Here is a 25,565-nt window from a genome sequence, read left to right on the forward strand (position 1 = left end):
CCCGGCGGCGGCAGGGGAGAGAGGTCCTGCCGCCGCCATTGCTCCGTTGTTGCCTCCGACGCGTACCGACCAATACTCGGTACCTGAGCGGGGAAACTCAGTACTTCAGGTTCTGCGACCAGTAGGTCTCGATCTGCTTGACCAGGGCGTCCGGCAGCGGCACGTAGTCCAGCTGCTTGGCCTGGGCATCGCCGTTCTTGTAGATCCAGCGGAAGAACTCCTGCGTGGCCTTGGCGTTGGCCACGTTCTTGGGCTGCTTGCGCACCAGGATGAAGTTGGTGGCGGTGATCGGCCACGCTTCGGCGCCCGGGGCGTTGGTCATGACCAGGTAGAAGTCCTTCGAACTGGCCCAGTCGGCGCTGGCGGCCGCCGCGGCAAACGAGGTGTCGCTCGGCAGCACGACCTTGCCCGAGGCGTTCTTCATCGCCGCGTAGGACATCTTGTTCTGCAGCGCGTAGGACAGTTCGACGTAGCCGATGCCGCCCTTGATCTGCTTCACGTAGGCGGCCACGCCTTCGTTGCCCTTGCCACCGATGCCGACCGGCCACTGCACCGAGGTGCCTTCACCGACCTTGCTCTTCCACTCCGGGTTGACCTTGGAGAGGTAGTTGACGAAGTTGAAGGTGGTGCCCGAACCGTCCGAGCGGTGCACGACGGTGATCTTGCCGTCGGACAGCTTGACGCCCGGGTTGAGCGCGGCGATGGCCGGGTCGTTCCAGGTCTTGATCTTGCCCAGGAAGATGTTGGCCAGGGTCGGGCCGTCCAGCTTCAGTGCGCCCGGGGCGACACCGGCCACGTTGATCACCGGCACCACGCCACCGATCACCGACGGGAACTGTGCCAGGCCTGCGGCGGCCAGTTCTTCCGGCTTCAGCGGGGCGTCGGAGGAACCGAAGTCAACCGTGGCCGCCTTGATCTGCGCGATGCCACCGCCGGAACCGATCGATTGGTAGTTGACCTTCTTGCCGGTGGCGACACTGTAGTCGGCCGACCACTTGGACATGACCGGGTAGATGAACGAGGCGCCCGCGCCGGTCACATCGGCGGCGTTGGCGGCGAACACGGACGACGCGGCGAGGACGGCAACGGCGGCGCGCGACTTGAAGGCGTGGATCACGGGGTGGCTCCTGGGATGGATGACGGTGCGGGGTGTCCCGCCCGGCGCTCATTCCATAACCATTCGATGACAGCCCAGCGACTGTCATATGACCGCCTCGTGACATGCTTCATGGGACGCCCGTCACAAGGGGCGCAGCGGCTCCGGAACCCCGTACTGGCGGCCGTCATAGCGCAGCACATGGCGCTCGCCCTCTACCGGCGTGGCCTGGTCGCGGCATTCCTCGCCGTCCATCCAGCTGCGCGTGGTGACCCGGCGTTCGCGCAGGACCAGGTCGGCCAGCCCGTGCTTGCCCTTCGGGCCAACGGCAACCGTGCGCGACACCTCGGTCGATTCACCGGCGCAGCGGGTGTCCCACTCGGCCTGGAAACGGCGCAGCACCATCGGTGGGCCGAGCGCGCGCAGCGTGCCTGCCTGCATTGCCAGCAGCTGCAACTGTTCTTCGCTGAAGGGGTTGGGGCCGGAGCCATTGCGCCGCTGCACGCGCAGGCCGAAGGCGAGCGTGCCCGGCGCAAGCTGATAGCGCGCGGTATCCAGCTGCATGCCGTCGAAGAAGATCGCATCGCTGTCCAGTGCACCGGGCAACACCTTCCACGCGCGTGGTGCGAGGGTGTCGCTGTCGATCACCAGGATGTCCACGTCGCCCTCGCGGGCGTCGTGGTCGCCGCCATCGCGCCAGACCGGCGTGGCCAGCAGGGTCAGTTCGGGGCGTGCCGGCCAGCGACGGCAGACGCTGCCAGCGGTGTCGCGGGTGTAGCCGGGGCGATCGGGCAGCACGTTGTCCGCCCGCACCACGTACGCCTCTTCCGCGGCCGCCTGGGCGTCGTGGCAGTCCTGCGCATGGGCGGGCAGGGCGGTGCCGCCGACGGCGGCCAGCAGCAGCGACAGGGCGATACGCATCGGGTTCCATCCATGGGAAAAGGGCGCCCAGCATACCCGCGCACCCTGAGGGGGTGACGCCACCCCATGGGTGGCTGCACGCCATGCAGGAAAGGTAGAGCCACCCCATGGGTGGCTGCACGCGGTGCCGGACAGGYAGAGCCACCCCATGGGCGGCTGCGCGCGGTGCCTGAGCGGAGCGCAGCCACCCATGGAGTGGCTCTATCGGTGCCGGGCACGAAAAAAGGGCGCAGCCCAAGCTGCGCCCTCCCTGTCATACGGTTGCCGCAATCGCTTACCAGAAGAACTGCAGGCGCGCTTCCAGGATGTTCGGGTCGTCGTTGACGAACGTGCGGCTGGCGGAGCTGTACTTCTTGCTGTCCACCATCACGTAGTTCAGCGCGAACTTGGTGTTGGAGCGCCAGTAGTAGTTCACGCCCACGGTCCAGATATCCATCTTGCCGCCGAGCACGCCATCGACGATCGGCGGGCGACCGGCAACCGGGTTGGCGGCCAGGTTGCCGTCATTGAGGTCCATGTGGTCGTAGCGCGCGCCCAGCTGCCACATGCCCGAGGCCGGCTCGTCCGGCAGGCCGGTGGTCGGCACGCCACCCTTGTAGCCCCAGCTTTCGCCGGTGATGTTCCACAAGCCGCTGACGTAATAGCCATCGCTGGTGTAGTTGTCGTGCGAGTAGCGCTTGGCCTTGCTGTTGTAATACTCGGCCTGGGCCTTGAACGGGCCGCCGATGTACATCGCTTCGGCGCCCATCGTGCTCACGCGGTCGGTGTCGACCAGGTTGCCGCTGTCGACCAGGCGCGCGGTGGCCAGGTCGGCGTTGGGACGGGCGCGCACGCGCAGGGTGTCAGCGTCGGTGTCGTACTCGACGTAGCTCAGGCCGAAATGCAGGACCTGGCCCTTCTCGTTGATCGGTGCCCAGGTGCCACGCGCGCCGTAGCCGCTGCCGTGGGCCAGATTGCGGGTCAGCTCGCGGCCGAAGGCGCTGGCGGTGACCGACCAGTTGTTGTCGCCGATGCTGTAGGCGCCACCGAGGCGGCGGGCCACCGCGTAGGTGTTGGTGACCGCAGCCTTGGAGATGAAGTCGTTGTTCTTGGTGCTGGACAGTTCTTCCAGGCTGTTGGGCTGCTTGAACTGGCCGAACTGAACGAAGTGGTTGGCGTTGCCGGCCAGCTTGTACTTCAGGTTGGTGTCCAGGAACTTGTCGGCCTTGGCGTCATAGCCCACCACCCACTCGATGTTGCCCGGGCCCTTGCCCTTGAGCACCAGCTCGGCGCGGCGCAGCTCGAATTCGCTGTTCTTGCCGTTGCCGGCGTCACCGCCGTTGAGGTCGGTCAGGTCGTTGTCGAACCAGTTGCCGTCGGCCTGGACCAGGCCTTCGAAGGTGATCTCCGAGCCGCCGATCACATCGATGGCCACTTCGGCGTGTGCGGCCGGGACGAACAGCGCAGCCGCAACGGCCGCAGTCAGGAGTTGGCGATGCAGTTTCATGGAGAGCCTTGCAGGCAGGTGGGAAGATGCTGCGCAGGCTAATTAGTGAAGATTGCGTAAATATGACAGTTTCGGACAAACCGACGGCCGGCCGGGGCCCGGCCACGTCTGGGCCTGCCATTGATGACCGACGCAGATGACGGCGGGGTTGCGTGAATATGGCAGTCGCGACCGCGGCTCAGGCGGCGGTCTTCTGCTTGAACCGGCACAGGTCGCGGATCACGCACTGCGGGCAGTCCGGTTTGCGCGCCTTGCACACGTAGCGGCCGTGAAGGATCAGCCAATGGTGTGCATCGCGCAGGAACTCGGTCGGTATCACCTTGACCAGCAGGTCCTCGACCGCGCGCACATCCTTGCCCGGGGCCAGCCCGGTGCAGTTGGACACGCGGAAGATGTGGGTGTCCACCGCCATCACCGGTTCGCCGAAGGCAGTATTGAGCACGACGTTGGCGGTCTTGCGGCCGACGCCGGGCAGCGCTTCGAGCGCGGCGCGGTCGCGTGGTACCTCGCCGCCATGCTGCTGTACCAGCAGCGCGCACGCGGCGATCACGTTCTTGGCCTTGGCGTTGTACAGGCCGATGGTGGCGATGTACTTCTTCAGGCCGTCCTCGCCCAGGTCGAGAATCGCCTGCGGCGTGTTGGCGACCGGGAACAGTTTGCGGGTGGCCTTGTTGACGCCCACGTCGGTGGCCTGCGCAGACAGCGTCACTGCGACCAGCAGTTCGAACGGCGAGCTGTACTCGAGCTCGGTCTTCGGGTGTGGATTGAGCTCGCGCAGACGCGTGAACATTTCAATCACGTCGGCGCGGGGCATGCGCGCGCTGCGCGGCGCAGGCTTGGCCGTCGCGGGTTTTTTCACGGTACTCATCAGGCGGTTTTTCCAGCGGCCTTGGCTTTGGCGCGCGCCAGGATCGCGGCGGCGGCGGGCGGCAGGGCGGGTTTCAATGCGGGGGTGGGCGCGGGGGGCGCGCGCCGCGCGTCACGTTCGGCGGCGCGACGCGCCAGCCGCTGGCTGCGATGGCGGTAGCGCGCGCGCGCGGCCCAGGCGCGTTGCAGTTGTTGCTGGGTCTGCAGCAGGCGCGCAGCCAACTCGGGGTGTCCGGGCAGCAGGTCGGCGTCACCGTGCTGCGGAACGTAGTCCATCAGCCCGGCGTCGAGCGCGGCGTCGAGGTCGCCATCGAGCACCAGTTGCAGCAGGCGCGCGGGCAGGGTGGGATCGGCGTGCGGCATGGTTCAGCGGTTCTGGAACACCGGCGGGCGCCGGGCAAGGAACGCCGAGGTGCCTTCGCGCATGTCTTCGGTGGCGAACATCAAACCAAACTGCGCGCTCTCGTATTCGAGCCCTTCGCCCAGCGCGCATTCGCCGCCGACGTGGATCGCGTCAAGAATGCCGCGCAGCGCCAGCGGCGCGGCCGTGGCCAATTGCGACGCCACTGCGTCCACGCGCGCGTCCAATGCCTCCACGCCGACCACTTCATTGACGATGCCCAACTGCAGGGCGCGCGCGGCGTTGATCGGGCTGCCCAGCAGGCACAGTTCCAGCGCGGCGGCGCGGCCGCACAGGCGCAGCAGGCGCTGGCTGCCGCCGAAGCCGGGAATCAGCCCCAGATTGATCTCCGGCTGGCCCACCTTGGCGGTTTCGACGGCGATGCGCAGGTGGCAGGCCATGGCCAGTTCCAGGCCCCCGCCCAGCGCAAAACCGTTGATCCGGGCGATCACCGGCTTGGGCATGCGCTCGATGCGGCGCATCAATTGTTGGCCCAGCAAGGAGAAGTCACGTCCCTGAACCGGGCTCAGTCCGTTCATTTCGGCGATGTCGGCACCGGCCACGAAGGCCTTCGGGCCGGCGCCGGTCAGCACCACCACGCGCACTTCGGGGTCGGCGGCGGCAGCGGCGAATGCGGCGTCCAGGCCTTGCAGCGTGGCCCGATCGAGGGCATTGAGCTTGTCCGGCCGGTTTACCGTCACGGTGCGGACGGCGCCGGCATCGGCAACGTGGACAGGATCGGGGGCGATGGGGGTGTCGGCCACGGCGGGGCTCCTGAAAAACGTTAAAAAAAAGTGATGTTGAACTCTTGAAACGAAGTCAGGTCAGAGCCTGCGTCGTTAGTGGCGAATCAACGTTGCGGCGGCTATCCTAACCCGTCGCCTCAGGGCGGCCCAACGCGTCCTGAGTTACCACCCCTGGAGAAAAGTTTGATGAAGTTGCGTTCTATCGCGGTCGCCGTCGCGGCCCTGGCCCTGACGGGCAATGCCTTCGCCCAGGACACCTCGTCCGAAAAGGGCAAGCTGAGCTATTACTTCGGTTACGACTACGGTAACAACCTGGCTGAACTCACCGCACGCGGCGAGCAGCTGGACATCAACTCGGTGGTGAAGGGCCTGCAGGATGCCTACGCCAAGAAGCAGCCGTCGATCACGGCCGAGCAGTTGAAGCCCGCCGTCGAAGCCTTCCAGAAGCGCGAGCAGGGCCGTGCCCAGGCCGCCAAGGCCGAGTACGAGAAGGCTGCCGCCGAGAACAAGACCAAGAGCACCCAGTTCCTGGCCACCAACAAGGCCAAGGCCGGCGTTCAGGCGCTGCCGAGCGGCGTGCAGTACCGCGTGATCGAAGCCGGCAAGGGCGCCAAGCCGACCCAGGCCAGCACCGTGCAGCTGGAAGTCGCCGGTCCGTATCCGTACGGCACCCGTCCGGCCGATGCCCGCCCGGCGCAGCAGATTCCGTCGATCAAGGTCAGCGAAGTCGAAATGAAGGCCATGCGCGAAGTGCTGCTGCAGATGCCGGCCGGCTCGAAGTGGGAAGTCACCCTGCCGCCGGAACAGGCCTACGGTGCCGACCCGCGTACCCCGTTCCCGCCGAACGTGGCCGTGCAGTTCGAAATCAAGCTGATCAGCGTCAAGTAAGAACAGCGTTACACCCCAGCGCGCCGGTAGTTTCTACCGGCGCGTTTTTGTTTCCGGCATAAACGGGTACCGCCGCATCCGCGTCCAATGGCGTTACTGTTGTCCGGTGACTATCTGCGAACATTCCACCCATGCCATACCCACGCCCTGCATCGGTCTGTGCGCACTGGATCGCGCCGGTTACTGCCAGGGCTGCCTGCGCAGCGTGGATGAAATCACCCGCTGGTCAACCATGAGCCGATACGAACAGAACCACGTCATGCAGCACACGCTGCCGCTGCGCGAGCAGTTGCGGCAGGCACTGCGTGGCTCGCCGGTGGAACACGAGCGCCTGCTGCGCGCGCTGCATCCACTCGACCAGCCGCCCACCGGCGATGGCTGGAACCGCAGCGAACTGATCGACCTGTTGCCGCCCGGCCCGCCGGTCGAGGCGGCGGTACTGGCCGGCATCGTGCCGCGGGCCGGCGGTGCGCAGGTGATCCTCACCCGCCGCACCGAAACCCTGCGCCATCACGGCGGGCAGGTCGGTTTTCCCGGGGGGCGCACCGAGCCGGACGATCGCGATGCAGTGGCTGCGGCGCTGCGCGAGAGCCAGGAAGAAATCGCGCTGCCGCCCGAACAGGTACAGGTGCTGGGTTACCTGGATCCGTTCGTGACCATCACCGGTTACCGGGTGATGCCGGTGGTGGCGGTGATCGATCCTGCCTTCGTGGCGGTGCCGCAACCGGAGGAGGTCGCCGACGTATTCGAAGTGCCGCTGGCCTATCTGATGGAGCCGGCCAACCTGCACCAGATCGAGATCGAACACCGCGGGCGCATCCGCCACGTCCTGGAATATGGCTGGCCAGGGCAGCGCATCTGGGGTGCCACCGCCGCCATCCTCTACAACCTGCGTCGCCGCCTGGAGCAGACCCCATGAATGCCGACATCCCTGCCTGGACCACCGTGGTCGATGTGGCCAGCCTCAACGCCGTGCTGGGGCAGGAGCACACCCGCGTGATCGACGCACGCGCCACCGCCAGCACCGCGATTCGCGTGGTCGACGCGCGGTTCGCGCTGGCCGATCCGCAGTCCGGCGCGCAGGCCTACGCGCAGGGACATATCCCCGGTGCGCTGCATGCCGACCTCAATCGCGACCTGGCCGACATGGGCAAGGTCGGTCACGGCCGCCACCCGCTGCCGGACGAGGCCGTGTTCGCCGCCACGCTGGGCCGTTGGGGCATCGCCGCCGATACCCAGGTGGTGGTCTACGACGCCGCTGACGGCAGCATGGCCGCCGCACGGCTGTGGTGGCTGCTGCGCCTGATCGGGCACCGCCGGGTGGCGGTGCTCGACGGCGGCCTGGCCGGGTGGCAGGCCGCCGGCCTGGCGGTGACCACCGACATTCCCGTCGTCGCCCCCGTGCCGACCTATCCGGGCCGGTTCGATCGCGACCAGATCGCCTCGGTCGGCGAAGTCGCCGCGCGTCTGAAGCACGCGCCGGGCTGGTTGCTCGACGCGCGCGCGGGCGAACGCTTCCGCGGCGAAGTGGAACCGCTGGACCCGGTCGCCGGGCATGTGCCGGGCGCAGTCAATCGTCCGTTCGCGCTCAACGTGCATGACGGACGCCTGCGCACCGCCGCGGATCTGCGCGCGGCGTTGCAGCCGGTGATCGGCACGCACCCGCCCGAGCAGGTGGTGCTGATGTGTGGTTCGGGCGTCACCGCCTGCCACTTGCTGCTGGCGATGGAAGTGGCGGGCCTGGCCGGCGCGCGCCTGTATGCCGATTCGTGGAGCGGCTGGGTCAGCGATTCCACCCGTCCGGTCGCGACCGGCGCCTGACACCCCGGACCGTCCGAGGGGGGCGTGGCCCGACGCGCTCAGCCGCGCAGTTCGCGCAGCGGCGCGGCCGCCAGCACCCGCGGCCAGGGGAACAGCGGACCGGGGTCGCGCTTGCGCGGCACGCGCCGTTCCGGGTCGTCGCTGGCCACTTCTTCGCGCGTATCCAGCCACTCGTGGCCGGCGATGTGCCGCAGGCCGGGCAGGGCATCGCACAGGTAATGCAGCAGGTCGATCAGTGCGGCGATCTGCGCGTCGGTGTAGGGCTCGTCCATGGCCTGGTGGCGCGAGTCCAGCCAGTGCGGGTAGCGGCCGCGGTTGACCAGTTCGATACCGATCGAGCGCGGGTTGTAGCCGCTGACGTGGTGCGCTACGCGGTCCAGCGCCACGTACTGCACGATGCGGCCATCGCGGTCGATGTAGAAGTGGCCGCTGTTGCCGCTGCCACTGGCGTACAGCACGCGCTCGCCGTAGTCGCGCGCCATTGCCAGATCCGGAAGTTCGGTGCAGTGGATCACCACCAGATCAACCTGTTCCGGCGCACGCGCGGCCAGGCGATCCTGGTAGGGCAGGGGCTGCAGATCGATCAGGGGTGGGACGCGCTGGGGCATGCGCCGATGCTAGCATTCAGGGCATGACTGCCTACATCGAATCCCACCCGGTGCGCGCATGAGCCGCGGCCACTGCATCCTTTCCCACGGCTTTGAAAGCGGCCCGGACGCCACCAAGGTGACCGCGCTGGCCGAGGTCGCCCAGCGCCTGGGATGGACCCACGAACGCCCGGACTACACCGACCTGGATGGCATGCGCGAGGTCAGCAGCGTCGGTGACGTGCGCGCCCGCCTGCAGCGCCTGCTCGGTCGGGCCGCCACGGCCGCCGAGCGCGGCCCGGTGGTGCTGGCCGGTTCCAGCCTGGGCGCCTACATCGCGGCGATCGCCTCGTTGCAGGTGCCCACCGCCGGCCTGTTCCTGATGGTGCCGCCCACCACGATGGGCCCGATGCCGCCGCTGGACGCCGCCCGCGTGCCCACCAGCGTGGTCCACGCCTGGCACGACGAGCTGATTCCGCCGGCACAGGTCATCGCCTGGGCACAGGCGCGCTCGGCGCGGCTGCTGCTGGTGGATGACGGGCACCGGTTGAACAACCACGTCGCGGCCTCGGCGAAGGCGTTCGAGGAACTGCTGCTGTCGCTTTGAGGGCGTAAGGGCCGGGGTGCTGGGAGATCGTGGCGAGCCGGCCAGCGGCCGGCACTCCCCTGGCAAGGCGTTCCCGGCCGCCTCACGTACAATGCCCATCCCGGCCCTCGCGCCGGACTGCTTGCCGTGCCCGTGGGCACCCCCTTTCCGCTGACCTGCGATACCGATTCCGTGAAATTCTTTGTTTCCTGCGCCAAGGGCCTGGAGTACCTGCTCGCCGACGAACTGCTGGCGCTTGGCCTGGAGAAGGCCACCGCCACCATTTCCGGTGTGAATGCCGAGGGCGAGCTGCCGCAGGCGCTGCAGGTCGTGCTGTGGTCGCGCCTGGCCAGCCGCGTACTGTGGCCGCTGACCGAGTTCGACTGCCCCGACGAAGGTTCGCTGTACCAGGGCGTGGCGGCGATGGCGTGGGAAAAGCACATCAGCCCCGAGCTGACCCTGTCGGTGGACGCGCACGTGTCCGGTACCGAGATCACCCATGCGCGCTTCGCCGCGCAGCGGGTCAAGGACGGCGTGGTCGACAGCCTGCGGTCGCAGGGCCTGGAGCGTCCATCGGTGAACACCGAGTTCCCCGACGTGCGCATCAACCTGTCGCTGCGCAAAGGCCGGGCCACCATCTCCATCGACCTGGGCGGCGGCCCGATGCACCGCCGTGGCTGGCGCATGGCGCAGAACGAAGCGCCGCTGAAGGAAAACCTGGCCGCGGCCGTGCTGCTGCGCGCCAACTGGCCGAAGATCCACCGTGAAGGCGGCGGCCTGCTCGACCCGATGTGCGGCAGCGGCACGCTGCTGATCGAAGGCGCGCTGATGGCCGCCGACGTCGCCCCGGGCCTGCAGCGCCACGGCAGCATTCCGCCGAGCCGCTGGCTGGGCTTCGACCGCGATGCCTGGAACACCCTGATGGCCGCGGCGCGCGAGCGCGAAACCGCCGGCCGCACCGCGCTCAAGCAGGTCATCCACGGCAGTGACATCGACCCGCATGCGATCCGCGCCGCCAAGGAAAACGCGGAAACCGCCGGCGTTGCCCATGCGATCTGGTTCGGCGTGCGTGACATCACCGACGTGCAGGTGCCGCCGCAGGAAACCGGCTGCGTGGTCTGCAACCCGCCCTACGACGAGCGCCTGGCCGCCGATGCGGTGCTGTACCGCCGGCTGGGCGATGCGCTCAAGCGCGCGGTGCCGCAGTGGCGCGCCAGCCTGCTGTGCGGCAGTGCCGACCTGGCCTTCGCCACCGGCCTGCGCGCCAGCAAGAAATACCAGCTGTTCAATGGCGCCATCGAGTGCGCGCTGATCGTCTGCGACCCGATCGCCGTGCCGCAGCGCGAAAACGCCAGCCAGCCGCGTGAGCTCAGCGAAGGCGCGCAGATGGTGGCCAACCGCCTGCGCAAGAACATCAAGAAGTTCAAGAACTGGCGCGCCCGCGAGGCCATCACCTGCTACCGCGTCTACGACGCCGACCTGCCTGAGTACGCGGCCGCCATCGACGTGTATGAAGAAGATGCCGGCGCGGGCCGCACCTTCCTGCACGTGCAGGAATACGCCGCCCCGGCGACCATCCCCGACGTGGACGTGCGCCGCCGTCGCAACGAGCTGCTGTCGGCCGCGCGCGAGGTGTTCCAGGTGCCTGCCGAGCAGGTCGCGCTGAAATCGCGCGAACGCGGCAAGGGCGGCAGCAAGTACGGTCGTTTCGAACAGCGCGGCGAGTTCGTGCTGGTCCGTGAGAACGATGCGCTGCTGCGCGTGAACCTGTTCGACTACCTCGACACCGGCCTGTTCCTGGACCATCGCCCGCTGCGCTGGCACATGGCCCAGGAGGCGATCGGCAAGCGCTTCCTCAACCTGTTCTGCTATACCGGCGTGGCCAGCGTGCAGGCCGCGGTGGCCGGTGCCGCCTCGACCACCAGCGTGGACCTGTCCGGCACCTACCTGCAGTGGTGTGCCGACAACCTGGCACTCAATGGCAAGGGCGGCAGCGCGCACCAGCTGATCCAGGCCGATGCACTGGCCTGGCTGGAAGCCGAGCGCCATCGCTTCGACGTGATTTTCTGCGATCCGCCGACCTTCTCCAATTCCGCGCGTGCCGAAGATTTCGACGTGCAGCGCGAGCACGTGCGCCTGCTGCGTGCGGCCGTGGCGCGGTTGAGTCCGGAGGGCGTGCTGTACTTCTCCAACAACTTCCGCCGCTTCAAGCTGGACGAAGAAGCGATCAAGGAATTCGCCGAGTGCAAGGAGATCTCCGCCGACACCATCGGCGAGGATTTCGAACGCAACCCGCGCATCCATCGCGCCTGGGAACTGCGCCGCTACGGCGCATGATGGACGGGGCTGCCATGGACGACAGCGCCCTCCACGCCGACGGACTCGTCCTGCGTCCTTTCGAGGATGTCGATGCCGTCGGTTTCGCTGCGGCGGTGCGCGAGTCGGCCGCCGGCATGCAGCGTTGGATGCCGTGGTGCTCGGTCGATTACAGCGCCGACCAGGCGCTGCAATGGTTCCAGGCCTGCCGCGAGGGCATGCTGGCGGCGACGGCGTACGAGTACGGCGTCTTCGACCAGCGGACGGCCGCATTCGTGGGCGGCGCCGGATTGAACGCGATCCGGCACGATCATCGCTTCTGCAACCTGGGCTACTGGGTACGGCAGTCACGGCAGGGCGAAGGCATCGCCACGCGCGTCGTGCAGGCACTGGCGGCCCAGGCGTTCGGGCCGCTGCAGCTGCAGCGGGTGGAAATCATCGTGGCGGTGGGCAACCTGGCCAGCGAACGGGTGGCGGTGAAATCCGGTGCGCTGCGCGAAGGCGTGGCCCGCAACCGGCTGGTCATCGATGACCGCCCCGCACCGGCGCACGTGTTCTCCCTGGTGCCCTGACCGGGTAACCCCGTTGCGCCGGCCACAGCCCGGCACGGCGTGCAGATCCCTGATCCGTCACGCCTGCCCGGCGGCTGGGTGAGCCCGTAGAGCCGACCGTTGGTCGGCTGCTGTCCGCGCAACACCGATCACCGGGCACAGCCCGGCACCGCGTGAAGATCCCTGATCCGTCACGCCTGCCCGGCGGCGGGTGACCCCGTAGAGCCGACCGTTGGTTGGCTGCCGTCCGCGCAACACCGATCACCGGGCACAGCCCGGCACTACGAGTCAGCGCGCGACCAGCGCCACCGCCAGCCCCACCACCGGCAACGCCCACGCCAGCGGCGCGATCCAGCGCGGCCGGAACGGGTACAGCCCAAAGGCGATCAGCATGCCGCTGACCGTCATCGCGCCCAGCCACACCACCGGGCCGGCGGCCCAGCCGTGGTCCCACACGCACAGCGCGAACGCCAGCGTCAGCAATGCCCAGCCCAGCGATCGCCACAGGCGCATGCGTGCCGGCGTGGCCGCCGCCTTGCCGTGCAGGTCGAGCTGGTGCTTGTCCATCGCCAGCGACAGCGCGGTGAACGCGGAGAAACTCACGGTGATGGCCAGCAGCATCATGCGTTGACCTCCGCGCCCGCGCTTTCCCGGGCCTTGGCCGCCGCCGCCGCCGCGGCCTGGCGCTTCTTCTTCTCGGCCGCGCTCAACGCCGGCTGCCAGCGCTGCATGCGCAGGCCGCAGTACGCCAGCATCGCACCGAAGGCGAGCATCATCAGGTCGAACCCGGCCAGCACCCAATCACCGTTGCGCAGGGTCACGCCCAGATGCGCCTGCGTGGTGAGCGCATTGAGCACCGGAATCAACGCGAACAGCGCCGCGCCCAGGTACAGCTGCCATGCCCACATCAACCGCTTGGGCCAGATGAAGGCGGCCAGCAGCGCCGCGCCCCACGCGTAGAAAAATACGTTGGCTTCGGCGTCGGAACGCTCGGCCATCTGTACCGGCAGCAGCCGGTTGCCCCAGAAATAGGCGGCAAACGCGATCGGCAGGCCGGCCACCGCGCCGATGTTGAGCGCATCGACCAGGCGCAGGCCGAAGCCGATCTTCCCGGACTTGGCATGCTTGGGACGTTCCTTCACCGCCCACAGCACCACGCCGCTGGCCACCATCAGGCAGCCGATCAGCCCGGACACGAAGAACAGCGCGCGCAGCCCCCAATCGGCGAAGCGCGCCAGGTGCAGGCCGTACATCACCCCGCGGGTCTGGGTGGCGCCACCGGACAGCGGGCTGGCCTCGATCAGTTCGCCGCTCACCGCGTCATAGCGCAGCGACGGGGTATCCACCGACAGGCGCTTGCCGTCGCGCTGGTACACATCGATCACCGCGTTGGCGCCACCGGGGTGGTACAGGGTGAACCCGCTGACCTGCGCGCCCTTCCATTCGGCGCGCGCGGCGTCCAACAACTGCTGGATCGGCAGCGCGGTGGCGGTGCCTTCGGTCGGGGTGTCGATGTCGGCCAGGCGCGCGAAGGCCTCGCTGAAGAACGCATCCTCATCCTTGGGGTAGGCCACGTTCACGCCCCACGGCAGGTACATGAACATCAGCGTGACGATGCCGGTGTAGGTGATCATCGCGTGGTAGGGCAGAGCCATCACCGCGCTGACGTTGTGGAAATCCAGCCACGACCGCAGGCCCTTGTCCTTGCGGAAGGTGAAGAAGTCCTTGAAGATTTTCTTGTGCGTGATCACCCCGGTGATGATCGCCACCAGCATGAACATCGCGCAGAACCCGACGAGATAGCGCGCCCACAGCACCGGGATGTAATGCAGGTCGAAGTGCAGGCGGTAGAAGAAATCGCCGCCCCGGGTTTCGCGCGCGGCCACTTCCTCGCCGGTGCCCGGGTCGACGGTGGCATCGCCGAAGCGGCCGCCGCCCCGGCGGCGACGTTTCTCGCCCTCCGCCGGTGGCTTGACCATCGATTCGGGATTGCGCCAGAACATCCGCATCGCCGGGTTGCGCGGGTCGGGCAGGGTGACGTTCCAGCTCTCGGCCTGTGGCGCCTTGTGCTGCAGGAAGGTGATCGCGCGCGCGGCGGCGACCTCGCCGGTCACCGTGCTGCGCGGCAGTTCCGGGCGCATCCAGCGGCTGATTTCCTCGCGGTAGTAGCTGGCGGTGCCGGCCATGAAGATCAACAGCAGCAGCCAGCCGACCAGCAGGCCGGTCCAGGTGTGCAGCCAGGCCATCGACTGGCGGAATCCGTTCTTCATGCGCCAGTCCTCAGCAGGGCGGTGCCGATCCAGAACGCGGCGGTGGGCAGGGCGATGCCCACCCAGGCGCGCAGCGCGGTGCGGGTGGCAAAGGCCCACAGTGCCGCGCAGGCGCACAGCGCGATGGCCACCATCATGCCGGTCAGGACCGCCTGCCCGCGCGCGATGGGCAGGGCCACGGCGAAGAACATCGAACAGGTTGCCGCCAGCGCATAGCCCCCGAAGATGGCGGCCAACGATCGCGACAGCACCCCCAACCAGGGGCGGGCGAAGAAACTTCCGAAACGGCTGAACCAGCTGGCGTCAGGCGTGCTGTCCACGGGAACCTGCAATGTAGGGTCGATCAACGGACATCACCGGCCGCGGCCGGTGATGCATGGAATGGAGGCCGTCCGTGGCCGTGTCGCTGCACAGGGCAACGTTCCCTTGGAGAGCGGTTACAGCGTCCAGCGCAGGGTCACCATCACGTTGCGCGGCTCGCCCCAGTACACGCCGTTGTAGAAACCGACGTTGCTGTAGTACTTCTTGTCGAGCAGGTTGTTGATGTTGAGCTGCGCCGAGAAATTCGGGTTGAAGCGATAGCCGGCGAACACGTTGACCAGGTAGAACGCGTCCTGGGTGATCAGCGCCGATTCGGTGCGGCCACTGGTCAGGTAATCGGCGCGGGGCTTGGTGCTGTTGCGGTAGATCCTGCTCTGCCAGGTCACCCCGCCGCCCAGCGACAGCCGATTGTCTGCGCCGCCCGGACGCCAGCTGGTGTTGAGGCGGAAGGTATCGACCGGGTTGGTGGTGTTCTGCGCCACGCCGGCCTGGTTGCGCACGGTGGTATGGGCAAAGCCACCGGAGATGTTCCAGGTCTCGGTGATGCTGCCCTGGGTTTCCAGCTCCCAGCCCTTGACCTTGTTGCCCTTGCCGGTGGAGCGGTAGGCATCGGTGCCATCGGGCAACGCGCCCGGCGGTACCGTATCGTCCACCTCGGCTACGTTGTCCTTCTCGCCCTTGAAGATCGCGGCCGAGGCGTTGAGGCGACCGCCGAAGAACGCGCCCTTCAGACCGGCTTCCCACATGTCGCCGACCACCGGCTCGAGGTAGGTGTTGTTGCGGTCGCGATAGTTCTGCGGCTGGAAGATGTCGGTGTAGCTGACATAGGCGCTGACATCGCGGCTGACGTCGTAGATCACGCCCAGGTAGGGGGTGAGCGAATCGTCCGGCTTGTAGCCGCCGCGCGCGGTGCCGGTGAGCGTGCCGGCCGCGTCATGGGTGTAGGCCCAGGTGCGGGTTTCCCAGCTGCCGTAACGCGCACCGACCACCGCCAGCAGCGGGTCGGCCAGCTGCAGGCGCGCGGCCAGGTAGGCGGCTTTCTGCTTGAGCTCGTTTTCCGAGGACAGCCAGTCGTAACGGGTCACCGGCAGCGGGGCGACATCGCCGGTCCAGTGGCGCCAGTCCGGGACCTGGCCGTAGGCACCGCTGTAGTCGTAGTCGGCGGCGGGCACTTCGCCCTTGCGCACCGACTGGCCGATGCCGACCACCAGCTCATGCTCGCGGCCGAACAACTGGAACGGGCCGCTGGCGTTGAGGTCGAACACGTTCATCCGGCTGCGCTCGGCGAAGTGGGAGATGAAGCCGGACACGCCGGTGCCGTCCGCGCGCGGATAGCCCGAGGCGCCGTACCAGACATCGCCGTCGGTATCGCGTTTGGCCTGGGTGGCGGCCGCCTTGAGCGACCAGCCGTTGCCCAGCTGCTGTTCCAGCCGCGCGAAGGTGGTTTTCTCCACGATCGGCCAGCTGCTCCATGTGGCCGACAGGTTGGTCGAGCGCGGCAGGTTGGCGGGTTTGCCATCGGCGCCCCAGTACGGCACCACGCCCCAGGTGACGCCGGTGGTCCTGGGCGACTGGTAGTCATAGCCTACTTCCAGCAGGGTGCTGTCGCCGAGGTCTGCCTGGACGATGCCGTAGAACACGTCCTTGTCCAGCGCGTAGACATCGCGGAACGAATCGCTCTGCTGCTTGGCAGCGACAAAACGCGCACGCACGCGTCCATCCAGCGCGATGGGGCCACCGATGTCCGCTTCCAGGCGCTGGTTGCCCCAGCGGCCCACGGTGAGCCCGGCGCTCATCGCCACGTCTTTGGTCGGGCGCTTGCGCACCATGTTGATCGTGCCCGACGGGTCACCGGCGCCGGTGGTCAGGCCGGTGGCGCCGCGCACCACCTCGATGCGGTCGTAGATCACGCTGTCGGTGTTGGTCTTGAGCGACCCGCCGAACGTGTTGAGCATGCCGTCGATCTGGAAGTTGTTGATGGCATAGCCACGCGAGATGTAGCTGATGCGCTCGCTGTCGGTGACCGAGACATGCACGCCGGTGACCTGGCCCATCACGTCCGACAGCGCGTACAGGCCCATGTCATCCAGGCGCTGGCGGGTGACCACCGTGACCGACTGCGGCGTGTGGCGCAGCGACAGGTCCAGCTTGGTCGCGGTGCGCGCCTGCTTGACCGTGTATGAGGTGGGGATATCGCCGTCGGCAGTGACCTTGACCGTGTCCAGCGTGGTGGCGTCGGCCGGCGCGGCATCCGCCAGCGCCTTGGGCGCATGCCCGGCAAGCGCGGCGAGCAGGGCAAGGGCGAGCAGCGACGGTCGGGACAGCGGCGAGGCAGGTGCAGCAGACATGGCAGGCATTCCAAAGGGGTGAAGTGGCGTCATGCAATCCATTGCGGGCCGCGCTGGGCGCGACGCCACGTTGCCGGCGGCAACACCGGCAGGAACGGAATCGAAGCAGGGGATGTACGTGGGGCGCAGGCGGCGAGGCACGGCATGCGGCCTCGGGGCCGATAAGCTGGGCGTACACCCAGTGCTTGAATGATAGTCATTATCATTTCGTTCGGCAAGCATCCTGCATGGGTTCGACACGTCGGCGTGGCCATACTGGCGTCCCCACACACAGCAGGAAAATCGATGAGCGATCCGGTGGTGCTGCCTGCAATCGACGGGCGCACGCCTGCGCAACTGGCCGGCGACGAGGCCTGGTGGGCGCAGGTGCGCGCGCTGTACGACCTCACCGACGAGGTGGTGATGCTCGACAACGGCTACTGGGGCGCGATGGCGCGGCCGGTGCTGCAGGCCTACCAGCAGGCCACCGCGACAGTGAACGCCGGCAACGCCTGGTTCGGTCGACTGGCGTTCCCACCGCTGTTTGAACAGGCGCGGGTGCAGCTGGCGCAGGCGCTGGGCGTGGACACTGACGAAATCGCGCTGACCCGGGGTGCGACCGAGGCGATGCAGGCCTTGATCGGTGGCTACAACCGGCTCGGCCCGGGCGATGGCGTGCTGTATACCGACACCGACTACGACAGCATGATCAACGCGATGCAGTGGCTGCACGCACGGCGTGGCGTGGACGTGCAGCGCATCGTGCTGCCCGAGCCATTCGACCACGACGGCATCGTGGATGCCTACCGGCAGGCGCTGGCCCGCCACCCGCGTACGCGCCTGTTGCTGCTCACCCAGGTCAACCACCGCAACGGCATGCTGCTGCCGGTGGCCGAGATCGCCGCGCTGGCGCGTGCGGCCGGGGTGGAGGTGGTACTCGATGCCGCCCATGGGATCGGCCAGGTCGACACGCCGCTGCGCGCGCTGGGCGTGGATTTCGTCGGTATCAACCTGCACAAGTGGATCGGCGCCCCGGTCGGTGTCGGCGCGATCTACGTGCGTCGCGGACGGGTGCGCGATCTCGATCCCTACATGGGCGAGGCCGACCACGACGATATCGGCACCCGCATCCATACCGGCACGGTCAACTTCGCCGCCTACATGGCCTTGCCGGTCGCGCTCGAGCTGCACCAGCGGATAGGTGTGGCCAACAAGCGTGCGCGGCTGCTGCACCTGCGCAACCGCTGGCTGGATGCGCTGCGCGATGACGACCGGGTGCAATTGCTGGCGTCGGCCGATCCGCGCCTGTCCAGCGCCATTGCCTCGTTCCGGCTGCACGGCCAGACCACGATGGCCGACAACACCGCCATCGCCGAACGCATGGTCCGCCAGTCCGGTGTGTTCGTGCTTCCGCGCGAGGGTCTGGCGTCGGGCGCGTGCCTGCGCGTGACCCCGGGTATTTTCAGCACCCCGGCGCAGATGGACGCGTTGGTCGGGGCGGTGCGGGCGGCACTGGACTGAGCAGCATCAGATAACGCTAGGCGGTTCCAGCGGTTCGATGGTCAGCCGCACCCCCAACGCGCCGAGCACGCGCTGGACCGTGTCAAAACGCGGGTGTGCGCCCGGCTTCAGCGCCTTGTAGAGGCTTTCGCGGCCCAGGCCAGCAGCCTCGGCAACCTGCGACATGCCGCGCGCGCGGGTCACCGCCTGTAGCGCGTCCTGGAAATGCACGGCATCATCGGCCGCCAGCGCTTCGGTCAGGTACACCGCAATGGCGGCGTCGTCGACCAGATGATCGGCAGGGTCGAAAGCGAGGAGTGTGGGCTTGCGCATGGGGTAGGTCCTGGAGAGAGCAGCGTGGCATTCCGCGCTAGAGCTGGTCGGCAATCCGTTGCGCCTTCTGTATGTCCGATCCTTGGCTGTCCTTGTCGCCGGCGCACAACAGGATGATCAACTGCCTGCCACGCCGCGTGAAATACACGCGGTAGCCCGGGCCATGGTGAACACGAAGTTCGCTGACACCCCCGCCGACGGTCTTGACGTCACCGGCAAGGCCGTTGGCCAGCCGCTGGATCCGTTCTGCGATGACCGCGCGGGCGCGGGTGTCGCGCAATCGGCGCAGCCACCTGTCGAACGCCTCGGTTGCCTGCACCGATACCATAGGGGTAAAGTGTATCCATATGGATACAAAGTGCAACCGTCAAGGCTGACGGTGTCGTGCGCTCCCTCACCGCTTCGCGCACGCCCTCTTGATCTCGTCCTCGATGCGCGGCGGGGCGGGGCGGCCGAAGGCCTCGCCCATCTCGCGGCGCAGGCGCAGGTCCTGGCACTGCTCCGGATCGACCGAGCCGTCGATCACCGTGCCACGCACCGCCGGCTGGCCGCGGCCGGCATCGGCCTGCATGCGGCGGCGCGCGTCATACAACTCGCGCTGGGCGCGGGTGCGCTCTTCCCAGCTCAGGTTGGGGTCCTTGGTGATCGGCCGGGTCACGCCGGTGTCCTGCTCGGGCGGGCAGGGCTCGGTCTGGTAGATGGTCTGGCCGCCGGCCGCGCATTTGTACACGCGCCCGGCATGGGCACTGCTGGCCAGCGCGCACAGCGCCAGCGTCACGATGATCCGTCGCATCATTCCCCCTGTGGGCCACTCCAGCCCGGAATGCGCGGCAGAATACGCGAACTACTTCACAAAAACACCCGGTCAAATCGTCAGCCGGGGTGCCGCTGCTACCAGTGCATCCACACCGTCACCGCGTGCAGCAGCAGGCCGATCAGGCCACCGACCAGGGTGCCGTTGAAGCGGATGAACTGCAGGTCCCGGCCGACGCTCAGTTCCAGCTGTTCGACCAGGTGGCGCTCGTCCCAGCCCTTGACGGTCTGCGCGATGTGCTGGGTGACGCCCTCGCGCAACCGGCTGGTGAGGCGTTCGGCGCCGTCCATCAGATGCTGGTTGAGGGCGTCGCGCAGCGAGGGATCGTCCTGCAACGCCTGGCCGACCGAGGCCAGGCTGCGGCGCAGGTGACCGGCCAGCGCCGAGTCTTCGCTGGACAGGTCCGCGCGCAGGCTGGCGTGGATGCGTTCCCACAGCCCCTGCACGTAGTCCTGCACGGCCGGGTGGTCGATCACCTGCTGCTTGATCTGGTCGATCTTGTCGGCCAGCGCCGGGTCGCTGCGCAGGCGCTGGATGTAGTCGGCCAGCCAGGCCTCATAGTCCCGGCGCAGCGGGTGCTCGGGCTGGGCCAGAATCTGCTGCAGCTCCTCCAGCACCGCATGGGCCATGCGTTCGGCGAGGCTGTCGCCGATTTCATCGATCGGTTTGACCCAGTTGACCGTGCTGGCGAGCTTGGGCCATTCGCGCTGCAGGTAGCGCACGATCAGTTCGGAGGCGCGCTGCTTGACCGACGGGTTGTCCAGCCATTCGCTGACGCGGGTGAGGCCTTCGTCCAGCACGAGCTGGTGGCGGTTGTCGGCGGTGAGCAGGCCGAGCAGTTCGCCGGCGGTGGCCGCGGCGTTCCATTGCCGCAACTGCTGGATCACAAAGCCCTGGATGCTGCGCCGGACGGCGGCCTCGTCGAGGAAGTCCAGCGCCTGCAATGCCCAGCCGCGCGCCATGTCGGCGAGCAGTTTCGAGCGTGCCGGATCGGCCAGCCAACTGCCGAGCCGGCTGGCCGGGTCGAACACCTGCAGCCGCGCCAGCAGTGCTTTCGGTTCCAGGAACTGGTCGCGCACGAACACCGCCAGGCTGTCGGCGATGCGCTCCTTGCTGTGCGGAATGATCGCCGTGTGCGGGATCGGCAGGCCGAGCGGGCGGCGGAACAAGGCCACCACCGCGAACCAGTCGGCCAGCGCGCCCACTGCGGCCGCCTCGCAGAACGCCGAGACCCAGGCCCAGATGCCGCGTTCGCCCTGCCAGTGGCTGACCACGAAACCGGCCAGCATCGCCACCAGCATGGCCAGCGCGATCAGTTTGAGACGGCGCAGCTGGGCGCGGCGCGGGTCGGGCGGCGAAATGGTCGTCATGCCAACAGTCTAACCACCCCCGCATGATCGCCCGGTAGTGCCGGCCGCTGGCCGGCAACCACGCACACCCCACCGAAGAGCGGTAGTGCCGGCCGCTGGCCGGCAACCACGCCCACCCATCGAAGAGAGGTAGCGCCGGCCGCTGGCCGGCAACCACGCCCACCCCACCGAAGGTTCATGAACTTGCCGGCCAACGGCCGGCACTACCTCAGGCCTCGGCCAACTGCTTGCGCAGCGCGGCCAGCTGCTGGCGCAGTGCATCGTTCTCCAGCGTCAGCGCGATCACGCGCTGGCGCAGCTCGGCCGGGCCCTCGCCCAGCGCACTGAGCGCGTCAGCGATTTCCGCCTCGCGGCTGGGGGCGATCTCCATGCCGTCATCGGCGCTGTGCAGCACCTCCTGCACCGGCTTGCGCGGTTTGCGCTTGGCCTCGCGCACGCGCTTGGCGGCCTGCTTCAGCTCGTCCTTGCCGCCGACCGCCGCCGCGCGCTGCTCCGCTTCGGGCAGGTCAGCCACGGCCGCTGCCGCGCTGATCGAGATGACGCCGGTCTTGACCGCTTCCACCAGCTCCGGGGCGGCCTGCTTGTGGATGCGCTCGATCATCGTCACCTGGCTGCTGCTCAGCCGCGCCTCGCGCGCCATGTCGGCACGGCTGACCTTCGGCGCAGCGGCCCACGGCGGGCTGTCCTCATCGCTCTCGGGGCCGGCGTCGGCGATCTCGCCGTCGCTTTCCTTCTGCAGCTGGGCCTGCTCGATGCGGCGGCGCTCGGCCAGGATGTCGCGCTTGCGCAGCGCCAGCACGCCGCGCTGGAAGTCGGACACGCTGCGCCGACCCAGGTGCTGCTCGATCATCCACAGGTGCACATCATCCATCGACTGGAAGCGGGTGTTCTGCACGGTCTGGAACGGCAACCCGTGCTTCTGGCAGATGCCGAACCGGTTGTGCCCGTCCACCAGCACATCGCCCCACAGCACCAGTGCATCGCGGCAGCCTTCGGCCAGGATGCTGCGCTCCAGCGCGTCGTGCTCGTCGGGGGTCAGGGGATCGATGTAGGCCTTGAGTTCTTCTTTGACGACAATGTCCATGCAATCCGGTACGCGAGCGAAACGTGACCGACCATTGTAAGGATCGCGGCGGTCGCCGTCGTCGCCGCCCGATTCAGGCTCAGCCGGTGGCGCTGATCATGTCGCCCAGGATTTCCACGATACGGTCGATCTGCGCCTTGTCGATGATCAGCGGCGGCGACAGCGCGATCACATCGCCGGTGCAGCGCACCAGCAGGCCGCCATCGCGGAAGCAGCGTTCGAACACCTCGTAGCCGCGCGCGCCCGGGGCATCCTTGCGTGGCATCAGTTCCACCGCGCCGATCAACCCGAAGTTGCGGATGTCGATCACGTGCGGCAGCCCGCGCAGGCTGTGCAGCGCCGACTGCCAGTACTCGCCCAGCTCGATGGCGCGCTCGAACAGGTGGTCTTCGGCATACGTGTCCAGCGTGGCCAGCGCGGCGGCGCAGGCCAGCGGATGGGCCGAATAGGTATAGCCATGGAACAGCTCGATCGCCGCGGGCGGGCCCTGCATGAAGGCCGCATGCACCGTGTCCGAGACCAGCGTGGCGCCCATCGGCACCGCGCCGTTGGTGAGCCCCTTGGCCAGCGTCATCAGGTCCGGGGTGACCCCGAAGCGCTGTGCGGCGAAGGCGTTGCCGACCCGGCCGAAACCGGTGATGACCTCATCGAACACCAGCAGGATGTCGTGCTGGTCGCAGATTTCGCGCAGCCGCTGCAGGTAGCCCGGCGCGGGCAGGATCACCCCGGCCGAGCCGGCGATCGGTTCGACGAACACCGCGGCAATCGTCGAAGCATCGTGCAGCGCGATCAGCCGCTCCAGGTCTTCGGCCAGCTCGGCACCGTGCCGGGGCAGGCCGGGACTGAACGCGTTGCGTGACAGGTCCAGGGTGTGGCGCAGGAAATCGCTGCCGGCCAGCAGCGGCCCGAACGTCTTTCGGTTGTTCGGCAGCCCGCCGATCGACATACCGCCGAAACCGACCCCGTGGTAAGCCTTCTCGCGGCCGATGAAGCGGGTCCGTTGACCCTCGCCACGCAGCCGGTGGTAGGCCAGCACGATCTTCATCGCGGTATCCACCGCTTCGGAACYGGAATTGCTGAAGAACACATGGTTGAGCGGGGCCGGGGCGAGGGCAGCCAGTCGCTGTGCCAGCACGAACGGCAGCGGCGTACCCATCTGGAACGGCGGGGCGAAGTCCAGCATGGCCGCCTGCTGCTGGATCGCCTGCACGATCCGCGGGCGTGCATGGCCGGCGTTGCAGCACCACAGCCCGGCTGCCGCGTCCAGCACCGGGCGGTCGTCGACATCGTGGTAGTACATGCCCTCGGCGCGCACCAGCAGGCGCGGCGCCGACTTGAACTGACGGTTGGCGCTGAACGGCATCCAGAACGCCTCCAGCGACTCGGGGCGCTGCTGGGACAGGGACGACAACGGGGTGTCGGCACGGCGCATCGGCATCTCCGCAGGAACCGGTTGATCACGACTTTATCGCAGATGCATCACGATGCGCAGCGAGGACGGCGGGTATAAAAAGGAGCCCGAACACCCCCTTGGAGCACTGCATGCGTGTCCACCCCACCCGCGACGACTGGCAGCGCCAGGCCGATGCACTGGTCGTGCACGGCCAGGCCTTCATCGATGGCCGCTACGTGGACGCCGCCGACGGCGCGCGGTTCGCCTGCATCAGCCCGATCGACGGTCGGGTGCTGGCCCAGGTCGCCGACTGCGCGGCGGCGGACGTGGAGCGTGCGGTCGCCGCCGCCCGGCGCAGCTTCGATGCCGGGCACTGGTCGCGTRCGGCACCGGTGCACCGCAAGCAGGTGCTGCTGCGCCTGGYCGACCTGGTCGAACAGCACGCCGACGAACTGGCATTGCTGGAGAGCCTGGACATGGGCAAGCCGGTGCGCGACGCACGCCAGGGCGATCTGCCCGGCGCGGTGCGCTGCCTGCGCTGGACCGCCGAGGCCATCGACAAGGTGTACGGCGAGATCGCCCCGACCGCGCTGGATACGTTGGGCCTGGTCAGTCGCGAGCCGATCGGCGTCGTGGCGGCGATCGTGCCGTGGAACTTCCCGTTGCTGATGGCCTGCTGGAAGATTGCCCCGGCACTGGCGGCGGGCAACTCGCTGATCCTCAAGCCGTCCGAGCGCTCGCCGTTGAGCGCGATCCGGTTTGCTGCGCTGGTTGCCGAGGCCGGCGTGCCCGAGGGCGTGTTCAACGTGCTGCCCGGCCATGGCCAGCGCACCGGCGAACCGCTGGCCCTGCACATGGACGTGGACGCACTGGCCTTCACCGGTTCCACCGCCGTGGGCAAACGCCTGCTGCAGTGCGCCGGGCGCTCCAACCTCAAACGCACCTGGCTGGAATGCGGCGGCAAGAGTCCCAACCTGGTGTTCGCCGACGCACCGGATCTGGACAAGGCGGCGCAGGCCGCGGCCACCGGCATCTTCTACAACCAGGGCGAGGTGTGCACGGCGGCCTCGCGGCTGCTGGTACAGCGCTCCATCCAGGACGAATTCGTCACCCGGGTGCTGGCCCACGCGCGCCGCATGCAGCCGGGGCATCCCTTCGATCCGGACGCGCCGATGGGCGCGCTGGTGGACAACGCACACGCCGAGCATGTGTTGGACTACATCAACCGTGGCCAGGCCGAAGGCGCACGCCTGTTGCTCGGTGGCAAGCGGGTGGAGGTGGTGGCCGGCGGCAGTTACGTGCAGCCCACCGTGTTCGATGAGGTGGACGCCAGCCACACCATCGCGCGCGAGGAGATCTTCGGGCCGGTGTTGTCCGTGCTTGGTTTCGACCATGAGGCCGATGCGTTGCGCCTGGCCAACGATTCAAGCTACGGGCTGGCTGCGGGGCTGTGGACCGGCGATCTGGGCCGCGCCCACCGCGTGGCCCGCCAGCTGCGCGCCGGCAGCGTGTGGGTCAACCAGTGGGATGGCGGCGACATGACCGCGCCGTTCGGCGGCTACAAGCAGTCCGGCATCGGCCGCGACAAATCGCTGCATGCCTTCGACAAGTACACCGAGATCAAGGCAACCTGGATTCACCTGGGGGAGTGAGCCGGGTCAGCAATCCTGGCGCTGGTGGATCAGCGCTTCGCGCAGCAGGTCGCGGTCGCGTTCGTTGAGCGCGTTCTGGAAATAGTCGACCTGTGCGGTACTCGACCGGCACGGATCGACGACGTAGCCCGGCGGCCACATCCGCAGTGTTTGGGCGATGCCCTGCACGATCTGTTCGGGAGTGAGGCCGCGCGTCATGCGGAAGCGCTCACCACCCCGATCGCGCACTCGTGGCA

26 protein-coding genes are annotated in these 25,565 nt (G+C 68.1%); 8 read left to right on the top strand and 18 right to left on the bottom strand.

The window, feature by feature from the left end; genetic code table 11:
* Positions 1-97: 97 nt before the first annotated feature.
* The 6 genes from pstS to AC1DR7_RS12590 all read right to left on the bottom strand — a co-directional run bounded on the left by pstS (position 98) and on the right by AC1DR7_RS12590 (position 5,519).
* Complete coding sequence (gene pstS, locus AC1DR7_RS12565; protein ID WP_457321737.1) at positions 98-1,117, bottom strand: phosphate ABC transporter substrate-binding protein PstS; 1,020 nt, start codon at positions 1,115-1,117, stop codon at positions 98-100.
* A gap of 123 nt (positions 1,118-1,240) precedes the next feature.
* Complete coding sequence (locus tag AC1DR7_RS12570; RefSeq protein WP_478052064.1) at positions 1,241-2,017, bottom strand: PA3715 family protein; 777 nt, start codon at positions 2,015-2,017, stop codon at positions 1,241-1,243.
* 274 nt (positions 2,018-2,291) lie between these two features.
* The gene (locus AC1DR7_RS12575) at positions 2,292-3,503 is read right to left on the bottom strand and encodes an OprO/OprP family phosphate-selective porin (RefSeq protein WP_457318962.1); all 1,212 of its coding nucleotides are present in this window, start codon (positions 3,501-3,503) and stop codon (positions 2,292-2,294) included.
* Between the two features lie 178 nt (positions 3,504-3,681).
* A complete protein-coding gene (gene nth, locus AC1DR7_RS12580; RefSeq protein ID WP_457318963.1) occupies positions 3,682-4,371 on the bottom strand; it encodes an endonuclease III in 690 nt (229 codons plus the stop codon).
* Entirely contained in the window at positions 4,371-4,733 is a 363-nt protein-coding gene (locus AC1DR7_RS12585; RefSeq protein ID WP_457318964.1) for a hypothetical protein, read from the bottom strand. Before AC1DR7_RS12585 ends, nth begins: the two co-directional genes overlap by 1 nt.
* 3 nt (positions 4,734-4,736) lie before the next feature.
* Positions 4,737-5,519: an enoyl-CoA hydratase/isomerase family protein gene (locus tag AC1DR7_RS12590; RefSeq protein ID WP_457318971.1), complete on the bottom strand. Its 783-nt coding sequence runs from the start codon at positions 5,517-5,519 to the stop codon at positions 4,737-4,739.
* A 183-nt stretch (positions 5,520-5,702) separates the two neighbouring features.
* Here AC1DR7_RS12590 and AC1DR7_RS12595 point away from each other — a divergent pair, with 183 nt between their 5' ends.
* The 3 genes from AC1DR7_RS12595 (at position 5,703) to AC1DR7_RS12605 (ending at position 8,225) form a co-directional block, all read left to right on the top strand.
* Positions 5,703-6,404, top strand: coding sequence for an FKBP-type peptidyl-prolyl cis-trans isomerase N-terminal domain-containing protein (locus tag AC1DR7_RS12595; RefSeq protein WP_256777278.1), 702 nt, complete (start codon positions 5,703-5,705; stop codon positions 6,402-6,404).
* A 106-nt stretch (positions 6,405-6,510) separates the two neighbouring features.
* Positions 6,511-7,323, top strand: coding sequence for a CoA pyrophosphatase (locus AC1DR7_RS12600; protein WP_256777277.1), 813 nt, complete (start codon positions 6,511-6,513; stop codon positions 7,321-7,323).
* On the top strand, positions 7,320-8,225 hold the full coding sequence (locus AC1DR7_RS12605; protein ID WP_457318965.1) for a sulfurtransferase: 906 nt from the start codon (positions 7,320-7,322) through the stop codon (positions 8,223-8,225). The genes AC1DR7_RS12600 and AC1DR7_RS12605 overlap by 4 nt, the downstream gene beginning before the upstream one ends.
* A 38-nt stretch (positions 8,226-8,263) precedes the next feature.
* Here AC1DR7_RS12605 and AC1DR7_RS12610 read toward each other — a convergent pair whose 3' ends face one another.
* Positions 8,264-8,833, bottom strand: a complete 570-nt coding sequence (locus tag AC1DR7_RS12610) for an N-acetylmuramoyl-L-alanine amidase (protein ID WP_256777275.1) — start codon at positions 8,831-8,833, stop codon at positions 8,264-8,266.
* A gap of 58 nt (positions 8,834-8,891) precedes the next feature.
* On the opposite strand from AC1DR7_RS12610, the gene AC1DR7_RS12615 reads away from it, so the two are divergent.
* The 3 genes from AC1DR7_RS12615 to AC1DR7_RS12625 all read left to right on the top strand — a co-directional run bounded on the left by AC1DR7_RS12615 (position 8,892) and on the right by AC1DR7_RS12625 (position 12,286).
* The gene (locus tag AC1DR7_RS12615) at positions 8,892-9,419 is read left to right on the top strand and encodes a hypothetical protein (RefSeq protein WP_457318966.1); all 528 of its coding nucleotides are present in this window, start codon (positions 8,892-8,894) and stop codon (positions 9,417-9,419) included.
* Positions 9,420-9,590: 171 nt separating this feature from the next.
* Positions 9,591-11,735, top strand: a complete 2,145-nt coding sequence (rlmKL, locus tag AC1DR7_RS12620; RefSeq protein WP_457318967.1) for a bifunctional 23S rRNA (guanine(2069)-N(7))-methyltransferase RlmK/23S rRNA (guanine(2445)-N(2))-methyltransferase RlmL — start codon at positions 9,591-9,593, stop codon at positions 11,733-11,735.
* A gap of 14 nt (positions 11,736-11,749) precedes the next feature.
* On the top strand, positions 11,750-12,286 hold the full coding sequence (locus AC1DR7_RS12625) for a GNAT family N-acetyltransferase (RefSeq protein WP_457318968.1): 537 nt from the start codon (positions 11,750-11,752) through the stop codon (positions 12,284-12,286).
* 267 nt (positions 12,287-12,553) lie between these two features.
* Here the strand turns inward: AC1DR7_RS12625 and AC1DR7_RS12630 are convergent, their stop codons facing one another.
* The 4 genes from AC1DR7_RS12630 to AC1DR7_RS12645 all read right to left on the bottom strand — a co-directional run bounded on the left by AC1DR7_RS12630 (position 12,554) and on the right by AC1DR7_RS12645 (position 17,204).
* Entirely contained in the window at positions 12,554-12,889 is a 336-nt protein-coding gene (locus AC1DR7_RS12630; RefSeq protein WP_457318969.1) for a DUF3325 domain-containing protein, read from the bottom strand.
* On the bottom strand, positions 12,886-14,535 hold the full coding sequence (locus tag AC1DR7_RS12635) for a PepSY-associated TM helix domain-containing protein (protein WP_478052627.1): 1,650 nt from the start codon (positions 14,533-14,535) through the stop codon (positions 12,886-12,888). Before AC1DR7_RS12635 ends, AC1DR7_RS12630 begins: the two co-directional genes overlap by 4 nt.
* On the bottom strand, positions 14,532-14,855 hold the full coding sequence (locus tag AC1DR7_RS12640) for a DUF3649 domain-containing protein (RefSeq protein WP_457317997.1): 324 nt from the start codon (positions 14,853-14,855) through the stop codon (positions 14,532-14,534). The genes AC1DR7_RS12635 and AC1DR7_RS12640 overlap by 4 nt, the downstream gene beginning before the upstream one ends.
* 117 nt (positions 14,856-14,972) lie before the next feature.
* The gene (locus AC1DR7_RS12645) at positions 14,973-17,204 is read right to left on the bottom strand and encodes a TonB-dependent siderophore receptor (RefSeq protein ID WP_478052628.1); all 2,232 of its coding nucleotides are present in this window, start codon (positions 17,202-17,204) and stop codon (positions 14,973-14,975) included.
* Between the two features lie 285 nt (positions 17,205-17,489).
* On the opposite strand from AC1DR7_RS12645, the gene AC1DR7_RS12650 reads away from it, so the two are divergent.
* Positions 17,490-18,704, top strand: coding sequence for an aminotransferase class V-fold PLP-dependent enzyme (locus AC1DR7_RS12650; protein ID WP_478052629.1), 1,215 nt, complete (start codon positions 17,490-17,492; stop codon positions 18,702-18,704).
* 6 nt (positions 18,705-18,710) lie between these two features.
* Here AC1DR7_RS12650 and AC1DR7_RS12655 read toward each other — a convergent pair whose 3' ends face one another.
* The 6 genes from AC1DR7_RS12655 to aptA all read right to left on the bottom strand — a co-directional run bounded on the left by AC1DR7_RS12655 (position 18,711) and on the right by aptA (position 23,716).
* Positions 18,711-19,016, bottom strand: a complete 306-nt coding sequence (locus AC1DR7_RS12655; RefSeq protein ID WP_256777266.1) for an addiction module antidote protein — start codon at positions 19,014-19,016, stop codon at positions 18,711-18,713.
* 37 nt (positions 19,017-19,053) lie between these two features.
* Positions 19,054-19,344, bottom strand: a complete 291-nt coding sequence (locus AC1DR7_RS12660) for a type II toxin-antitoxin system RelE/ParE family toxin (RefSeq protein ID WP_457317994.1) — start codon at positions 19,342-19,344, stop codon at positions 19,054-19,056.
* A gap of 66 nt (positions 19,345-19,410) precedes the next feature.
* The gene (locus AC1DR7_RS12665) at positions 19,411-19,812 is read right to left on the bottom strand and encodes a DUF4124 domain-containing protein (RefSeq protein ID WP_478054280.1); all 402 of its coding nucleotides are present in this window, start codon (positions 19,810-19,812) and stop codon (positions 19,411-19,413) included.
* 95 nt (positions 19,813-19,907) lie between these two features.
* A complete protein-coding gene (locus tag AC1DR7_RS12670) occupies positions 19,908-21,200 on the bottom strand; it encodes a DUF445 domain-containing protein (protein ID WP_457317992.1) in 1,293 nt (430 codons plus the stop codon).
* 208 nt (positions 21,201-21,408) lie between these two features.
* A complete protein-coding gene (locus AC1DR7_RS12675; RefSeq protein WP_457317991.1) occupies positions 21,409-22,284 on the bottom strand; it encodes a ParB N-terminal domain-containing protein in 876 nt (291 codons plus the stop codon).
* A 79-nt stretch (positions 22,285-22,363) separates the two neighbouring features.
* On the bottom strand, positions 22,364-23,716 hold the full coding sequence (gene aptA, locus AC1DR7_RS12680; protein ID WP_478076507.1) for an omega-aminotransferase AptA: 1,353 nt from the start codon (positions 23,714-23,716) through the stop codon (positions 22,364-22,366).
* Positions 23,717-23,826: 110 nt separating this feature from the next.
* On the opposite strand from aptA, the gene AC1DR7_RS12685 reads away from it, so the two are divergent.
* Positions 23,827-25,329 carry an aldehyde dehydrogenase gene (locus AC1DR7_RS12685; protein WP_478076508.1) on the top strand — a complete coding sequence of 501 codons (1,503 nt, stop codon included), beginning with the start codon at positions 23,827-23,829 and terminating at the stop codon, positions 25,327-25,329.
* Positions 25,330-25,335: 6 nt separating this feature from the next.
* On the opposite strand, the gene AC1DR7_RS12690 is transcribed toward AC1DR7_RS12685, so the two are convergent.
* Positions 25,336-25,527 carry a hypothetical protein gene (locus tag AC1DR7_RS12690; protein WP_457317988.1) on the bottom strand — a complete coding sequence of 64 codons (192 nt, stop codon included), beginning with the start codon at positions 25,525-25,527 and terminating at the stop codon, positions 25,336-25,338.
* Positions 25,528-25,565 lie beyond the last annotated feature (38 nt).

Source organism: Stenotrophomonas sp. P5_A9 (genome assembly GCF_056400525.1).